The organism is uncultured Chitinophaga sp. (genome assembly GCF_937874145.1).
In the GTDB taxonomy this organism is placed as follows: Bacteria; Bacteroidota; Bacteroidia; order Chitinophagales; family Chitinophagaceae; genus Chitinophaga.
Window position 1 is genome coordinate 1 of sequence record NZ_CALNBI010000081.1, and the last position, 1,643, is coordinate 1,643.

Here is a 1,643-nt window from a genome sequence, read left to right on the forward strand (position 1 = left end):
TAGGAAATCCCTTCTTCCCGGCAATACCTGCTGATTTTTTCATTCAGCGCGGCGATGAGCGGTACGGGCGCTACGGTTTTGCAACAGGCATATTCGTAAGCGGGGATCACCGAGCATAGGATTACTTTCATTCCGTTGGCTTTCGCCAATCCCGCCATTGTAACGATGTTTTGAAATATCGAATCAACCGGCATATCTCCGCCCAACCCGGCGATATCATTGGTGCCGCCGAGGATCACTACAGCGTGTGGGTGCAAATCCAGGACATCGGTTTGGAAACGCGCCAGCATCTGCCGCGTCGTTTGCCCGCCGATCCCTTTATTGACGAACGGTTTGCTCGCGAAGAATTCCGGCATGAGGGCCTGCCAGCCTTGCGTGATGGAATCGCCCATGAAGACGACGGGCTTTCTACGTTCCTCTTCCGCGCGCTTCGCTACTGCACAACCCAGCATCAGGCAGCACAATACCGCCCAAGTAAAACGGTGCATCATACATGTTGATATTGAAAACCGGCGTGGGCTAATGCATCATCCAGCCGCCGTCGACATTTAAAGTCTGGCCGGTTACGAAATCGCTGTCGTCCGAAGCGAGAAAAACGAACACCCCAACGATATCGTCCGTTTGCTGCCGCCGGGGAATGGCTTGTACGCCGAACAGGAATTCGGTCGCTTTCACCTGAGCTTCCTTCGAGCCCACTTTCTCCAGCTCCGTTTCGGTGAGCACCGCGCCGGGCGTGATGCAATTGACCATAATGTTATCGGCGCCCACCTCCCGCGCCAGCGCCCGCGTGAACCCGATCACCGCGCCCTTGGACGCCACGTAATGCACGTAGTTCCGCGTCCCGGCGAAGAATGTGACCGACGATACGTTGATGATCTTTCCGTATTTCTTTTGCCGCATATAGGGATAAACGGCCTTTGCGCAAACGAACTGCGACCGCACGTTGTTGGTCATCACCCGGTCCCATTCCTCCACGGTGATCTCGTGCCAGGCTTTCCGGGGATCGATGGCGGCGTTATTCACGAGGATATCGACCCCGCCGAATCGGTCCGCTGTTTGGCGGACCATCCTTTCCACCGCCGCTTCGTCCGCCACATCCGCCGCGATGGCGATGGCTACGCCGCCCTGCGCCGTAATCAGTTCCACCACCTCCGCCGCCAGTTCGGGATGCGCGAGGTGATTCACCACCACTTTCGCGCCTTCCGCTGCGAAACGCAGCGCCACCGCTTTTCCGATGGACTGCGCCGCACCGGTAATTATGGCCACTTTATCTTTCAATCGCATATCATGACTTTTTGTTAGCTCGCGTTAAACTTTTTGTCCGGCGCTACCCTGCTGGCGGTCGCGCCAGAATTCGCTGATCTTTTCCAGGCTGAGGCCTTTGGTTTCGGGCACCATTTTCCAGGAGAAAAGCGCACATGCCGCGCAAATGGCGGCGAAGATCCAGTATACGCCGGCCGCGCTGTCGAACGTTTCAATAAACCATTCCGTCAGCATTGGGAAAAACTGCGCGGTGACGAACGACGCCGCGTACAGGAAGAAACACACAACCGCCAGCGCCTTGCTGCGGATGCGGTTCGGGTAAATTTCCGAAACGATCACCCAGCTGAGCGGCGCCAGGCCCAGCGTAAACGAGCCCGTTC

At 57.0% G+C, this 1,643-nt stretch carries 3 protein-coding genes; all 3 read right to left on the minus strand.

The annotated features are described in order from the left end of the window. The coding region (locus Q0510_RS03695; protein ID WP_298708381.1) for a GDSL-type esterase/lipase family protein at positions 1–491 on the minus strand (491 nt) is incomplete at its 3' end. Positions 492–519: 28 nt separating this feature from the next. Continuing rightward, the gene (locus Q0510_RS03700; RefSeq protein ID WP_298708383.1) at positions 520–1,284 is read right to left on the minus strand and encodes a 3-oxoacyl-ACP reductase family protein; all 765 of its coding nucleotides are present in this window, start codon (positions 1,282–1,284) and stop codon (positions 520–522) included. Positions 1,285–1,308: 24 nt separating this feature from the next. Continuing rightward, positions 1,309–1,643 (minus strand): MFS transporter (locus tag Q0510_RS03705; RefSeq protein ID WP_298708385.1); only part of this gene is annotated, 335 nt, incomplete at its 5' end.